Below are 4,928 nucleotides of genomic sequence, written 5' to 3'. Positions count from 1 at the left end.
CGCGTTGTGCGTCGAGGACTGGTCGTTCGATGAGTGAAACGCATAGTCGCTGGGCCGTCTCGGTTGTGTGCAGGACCTCAGACACCGCCGTCGACGCTGGCTGTTTCCGTGAACAGCTCGGCGATCCGTGGACGCCAGTCGATGGCTTCCGTCGATCCTCCAGCGGCCTGGACCGACGCTCGTTCATCAGCGAGCGTGTCGGCGATGATTGCTAGGTCCGGAGTCAGCACCTCGGCGAGGCGGTCACGGAGGTATCCGGCCAGCGCCGGACTGGCTCCATCGGTGCTGATCGCCCCGGTCACCCTTCCTGACCGGGTGATCGCGGGGAGGATGAATTCGCAATCGACGGGCTGGTCGGCTGCGTTCGTCCAGATCCCACGCTCGCGCGCTGCCGCCGAGATCGCTGTATCGGTGCCGACATTCCCCGTCGCAGTGATGACGAGCCGCATGCCATCCAGGTGGGCGTCGCCGAACGGGCGCTCGATCACCTCGCCCCCGGCGGCGGCGACCACGTCGCGATCGATATGTTCGCTTACCTCCGTGGCGACCAGTCGGACGATCGCACCCGCAGTCAGCAGCCCGCTCGCCTTGCGCCATCCAATGGGCCCGCCGCCGACCACGAGGACCGGCACGGCATGGAGATCGAGGAAAACGGGGTAGGTGAATCGACTGGTCGAAAGCTCCATCACCCCAGTTTAGGAGCCAATCTTTCGCTATTCTCGATAAAGCCGATCATTTTAGTCGGGATTTGATTAACTGTGCCCATGTCACGGCTCATCGACACCGCTCCCATCGAGAGTTCCGATCCACGCACCGACGCGAGCGCCGTCCTGTGTTGGGCCGCCAAGACCTTCGCCAGCGGCCTCTGTGTCACCGCTAGCTTCGGCGACGCCACACTCGCCCACGTCGCCCACAGCGCAGTCCCCGGCATCACGATCACGCTCCTCGACACCGGCTACCTGTTCGCCGAGACCGAATGGTTCGCCGATCACCTCGTCGAACGATTCGCCATGTCGGTGCGAATCATCCGCCCTCGAGTAGACATCGAACGCGACGTCTGGACGACCAGCACCGACGCCTGCTGCGCCGACCGCAAGGTCGAGCCCTTGCAGCGCGCACTCCTCGGCGCCACTGCGTGGGCCACCGGCGTGCGACGTTCGGACTCCGAGTCGCGGGCATCGACCAAGCTCGTCCACCACGACCTGATGAGATCGGTGATCAAGGTCAATCCACTCGCCGGATGGACCGACGACGACGTCCAGTCCTACGCCGCAGACCACGGCCTGCCCGAGCACCCGCTCGTCGATTGCGGCTACGGCTCGATCGGCTGCTGGCCCTGCACCCGGCCCGCAGCCGACCGCACCGGCCGCTGGGCCGGCAGCGACAAGACCGAATGCGGCCTCCATCTCTGAGCACCGCCGCCACTCCCCTCCGTTCCACCCGCCTCTCCGATTCCCCTGACCGACAGGACCACTCACCGCCATGACAACCAGCACGACAACCACCACGATCGCATCTGCCGACGACGTCAAGCGCACTGCTGCCGAGCAACTCAAGATCGACAGCGGCTACCTCGCCGGAACGATCGCCGACGAACTTGCCAACGGCGAAACGAACTTCGAAGCCGACGCCGAGACGCTGCTCAAGTTCCACGGGATCTACCAGCAGGACGACCGCGACATCCGCCGGAGCCGGACACAACAGCAGCTCCCCCTCGACTACTCGTGCATGGTCCGCGCATCGGTTCCCGGCGGCGTCATCACCGCTGCGCAGTGGCTCGCCCTCGACCGAGTCGCGTCGCTCGCCGACCAGAAGCTCCGCCTCACGACTCGCCAGGGCGTGCAGTATCACGTCGTCCACAAAGGCGAACTCCAACAGCTGGTCGTCGGCATCAATTCCTCCCTCCTCACGACACTCGGGGCATGTGGCGACGTTGTCCGCAACGTCATGGCCTGCCCCCTCCCGCACCCCGATCGCGAAGCCGTCATTGCGCCCGTGGTCGATGAAATGGTCCGCCGGTTCAGGCCGCAGACCGAGACCTACTGGGAAATGTGGGTCGACGGCGAACGCGCTATCTCGTCCGAGGTCCACCCCGGCCACGCCCCGATCGACGACGTGGAGCCGGTTTACGGCGAGGCCTACCTCCCCCGCAAGTTCAAGATCGGGATCGCCTGGCCGGGTGACAACTGCGTCGACATCTACACCCACGACGTCGGAATCGTCCCAACGCTGTCCGGCCCCGACGGCTTGACCGGCCACGTCACCGGCTTCACCGTTCTCGCCGGCGGCGGGATGGGCATGTCACACGCCCGACCCGACGACACGTATCCGGTGCTCGCCCGCCCCATCGGATGGGTGCCTGCAGCTTCCGGTGCTACCGACGTGGCGGCACTCGGCGACGTCGTCGAAGCGATCGTCACGACACAACGCGACCACGGCAACCGCGACGACCGCGCACTCGCCCGCCTCAAGTACCTGCTCGAGACACGAGGGGTCGACTGGCTCCGTGAGCAAATCGTGGCACGGTCCGGCCGCTCACTCGGCTCGCCCACCGAACTCCCCGTGTGGGAGGTGCACGCCCACCACGGCTGGGAGCACGGCACCGATCACGACACCGATCACCGCTCTGAGCGCGATGCGCTGACGCACACGCTCGGGCTGCCCGTTCCGTCAGGCAAGGTCGCGGGAGGCCTCCGCCTTGCGCTGCGACGACTGATCTCCGATGGAACGGTCAGCTCGCTCCGAGTCACTCCTCGCCAGGACCTCCTCCTGGTCGGCATCACTGATCGCGAAGCCGTCGAAAACACCCTCCGCTCCAATGGAATCTCCCTCGCGAGCGATCAGACTGCCACTCGCAATCTGGCGATCGCCTGCCCGGCGCTCCCGACCTGCTCGAAGGCCCTTGGAGAGGCCGAGCGCGTCTTGCCCGACGTCGTCGACCGCCTCGAGAAGGTGTTGGCAGACACCGGGAACAGCGGGCTGCCGCTCCGCCTCAACATGACCGGATGCCCAAACGGATGCTCGCGACCGTATGCCGCCGAGCTCGGCATCGTCGGTCGCTCGAAACGCGGGTACGACATATTCATCGGTGGTTCCCCCGCAGGTGATCGGCTGGCTCGACGCCTGCACACCGACGTCTCGCTCGCCGAGATCCCCGACCTCCTGCGGCCCCTGTTCGAGCGATACAGCCGAGAGGTCGACACCGACCAGCACATGAGCTTCGGTGATTGGGCGATGGGATCGGATTGGGACTCCCTGGTCGCGCTCCTTCCAGCCGTCACCCGTCGTCGTGCGCAGACCGACGAGACCGCGGCGACGTCATGACGGTGTCCTTGGTCGGTGCGGGGCCAGGTGACCCCGACCTGTTGACGATGAAGGCCGCGCGACTCATCGCCGGCGCCGACGTCGTGCTCCACGACGCGCTCATCGACCAGCGCGTGCTGGATCTGATCCCCGCATCAGCGGAACGCATCGACGTCGGCAAACGCTCCGGCCGGAGCACGCCACAGGAGATGATCTCCACGCTGCTGGTCGAGCTCGGCCGGCAAGGCAAGCGCGTGGTCCGCCTAAAAGGGGGCGATCCGTTCGTCTTCGGTCGCGGTGGCGAGGAAGCTCTTGCATTGCTCGATGCCGGAATCGACATCGAGGTTGTGCCCGGGATCAGCTCCTCGATCGCTGCGCCCGCAGCGGCCGGAGTGCCCGTGACGCACCGCGGTGTCTCAGCAGCGTTCACCGTCGTGACGGGGCATCGCCGCATGGATGAGCACGATGTCGATTGGCGAGCGCTGGCCAAGGTCGGTGGCACCATCGTCGTCTTGATGGGCGTGTCGCATCGAGCCGAGATCGCTTCGGAGCTGATTGCCGGCGGACTCTCAGTCGACACTCCGGTGATGGCGGTCAGCAGTGCAACGACGTTCGGTGAGGTCGCGCAGCGCTGTCGGCTCGACGAACTCGGTGCGGCCGCAGTCGAGTCACCCGCGACCATCGTCGTCGGAGCGGTCGCGGCCTTCGAATTGACCGACGCAACGTCGCTCGCACCGGTGATGCACGCCCGCTGACCAAATAGTTGCGAATTGGGTCAGGCCACAGAAGGACCGGAGGAATTCGAGCGATGAGCGGGCCTCGGCTTTTGCGACAGCGCTGCGACAGCGCTGCGACAGTAAACCCGCGAAATCGACAGCAAATCGAGGCAAACGGAGGAAGTAAATGCACGACCAGAAAACGTCGATACAAGTAGAAAACCCCTGCTCAGCGAGGCCAGACAGGGGCTTGGAGCGGATGACGGGAATCGAACCCGCGTTCTCAGCTTGGGAACTGCTCTTCGCCCCTGAAACCCGCATGAACGCCGGGATTGGTGTTCCAACGATGTCGGCTGCGACAGCGTTGCGACAGCACAACAAGGTTCCGGCGGCGCTCGCCGGGTTCTCGCGGACGCCGCTCTTTCGGAATGAGCTGCTTGCGCAAATCGGTGACGTCGACACAGACAGAGCGATGGGAACCACATCGGCGTCTCCCGGCGCATCACACGACACACCAAGCCACGACCTCACCGGCGACGTTCACGACGCTTGGGCATGCACGGGATGTGATCGCATCTTGGGTGTTTGCGAACTCGAAGTCGTCCTCGACCTGCCCCGCAACACCCTCTACAAGCGCTCCCGGCTCGGCGACGCCCTCTCCCGCACCGGCTACCCGCTGTTTCCTCGCCGGCTCCAAGACCGCTCGACGATCGCCGTGCGCTGCCGAGACGCCAAGGCCTACCTCGAGGAGGTGACGGCATGAGACTTCTCAGTGCCCACGTCGCCGCCAAACAGGTCAACACCGCCAAGGGTTCGCGCTGGCAGGTCCGCTGGTACCTCGACCCTGGAGCTGGCCAAAACCAGGGCCACCGAGCTCTTCGTCGAGAAAGAGCGCCCACAGGCCCTGGT

5 protein-coding genes are annotated in these 4,928 nt (G+C 65.6%); 4 read left to right on the top strand and 1 reads right to left on the bottom strand.

Annotated elements, in window-relative coordinates:
- Nucleotides 1–77: 77 nt before the first annotated feature.
- Entirely contained in the window at nucleotides 78–686 is a 609-nt protein-coding gene (locus ACH2DW_RS15095) for a bifunctional precorrin-2 dehydrogenase/sirohydrochlorin ferrochelatase (protein ID WP_394930571.1), read from the bottom strand.
- Between the two features lie 78 nt (nucleotides 687–764).
- Between ACH2DW_RS15095 and ACH2DW_RS15090 the strand changes: the two genes are divergently transcribed.
- The 4 genes from ACH2DW_RS15090 (at nucleotide 765) to ACH2DW_RS15075 (ending at nucleotide 4,782) form a co-directional block, all read left to right on the top strand.
- Nucleotides 765–1,412: a phosphoadenylyl-sulfate reductase gene (locus ACH2DW_RS15090; protein ID WP_394930570.1), complete on the top strand. Its 648-nt coding sequence runs from the start codon at nucleotides 765–767 to the stop codon at nucleotides 1,410–1,412.
- Nucleotides 1,413–1,482: 70 nt separating this feature from the next.
- Nucleotides 1,483–3,324: an NADPH-dependent assimilatory sulfite reductase hemoprotein subunit gene (locus ACH2DW_RS15085; RefSeq protein WP_394930569.1), complete on the top strand. Its 1,842-nt coding sequence runs from the start codon at nucleotides 1,483–1,485 to the stop codon at nucleotides 3,322–3,324.
- The gene (cobA, locus tag ACH2DW_RS15080) at nucleotides 3,321–4,058 is read left to right on the top strand and encodes a uroporphyrinogen-III C-methyltransferase (protein ID WP_394930568.1); all 738 of its coding nucleotides are present in this window, start codon (nucleotides 3,321–3,323) and stop codon (nucleotides 4,056–4,058) included. Before ACH2DW_RS15085 ends, cobA begins: the two co-directional genes overlap by 4 nt.
- Before the next feature lie 220 nt (nucleotides 4,059–4,278).
- Nucleotides 4,279–4,782, top strand: coding sequence for a hypothetical protein (locus tag ACH2DW_RS15075; RefSeq protein WP_394930567.1), 504 nt, complete (start codon nucleotides 4,279–4,281; stop codon nucleotides 4,780–4,782).
- Nucleotides 4,783–4,928 lie beyond the last annotated feature (146 nt).

Source organism: uncultured Ilumatobacter sp., assembly GCF_963980585.1.
Classification (GTDB): domain Bacteria; phylum Actinomycetota; class Acidimicrobiia; order Acidimicrobiales; family Ilumatobacteraceae; genus Ilumatobacter_A.
The sequence above is the reverse complement of the archived record's forward strand: the minus strand, read 5'-3'. Positions and strand labels throughout refer to the sequence as shown.

What these genes read in the sequence shown, in the direction of transcription:
- cobA (WP_394930568.1), top strand. Translation starts at nt 3,321, where the DNA reads ATGACGGTGTCCTTGGTCGGTGCGGGGCCAGGTGACCCCGACCTGTTG.
- ACH2DW_RS15085 (WP_394930569.1), top strand. Translation starts at nt 1,483, where the DNA reads ATGACAACCAGCACGACAACCACCACGATCGCATCTGCCGACGACGTC.
- ACH2DW_RS15095 (WP_394930571.1), bottom strand. Translation starts at nt 686, where the DNA reads ATGGAGCTTTCGACCAGTCGATTCACCTACCCCGTTTTCCTCGATCTC.
- ACH2DW_RS15075 (WP_394930567.1), top strand. Translation starts at nt 4,279, where the DNA reads ATGACGGGAATCGAACCCGCGTTCTCAGCTTGGGAACTGCTCTTCGCC.
- ACH2DW_RS15090 (WP_394930570.1), top strand. Translation starts at nt 765, where the DNA reads ATGTCACGGCTCATCGACACCGCTCCCATCGAGAGTTCCGATCCACGC.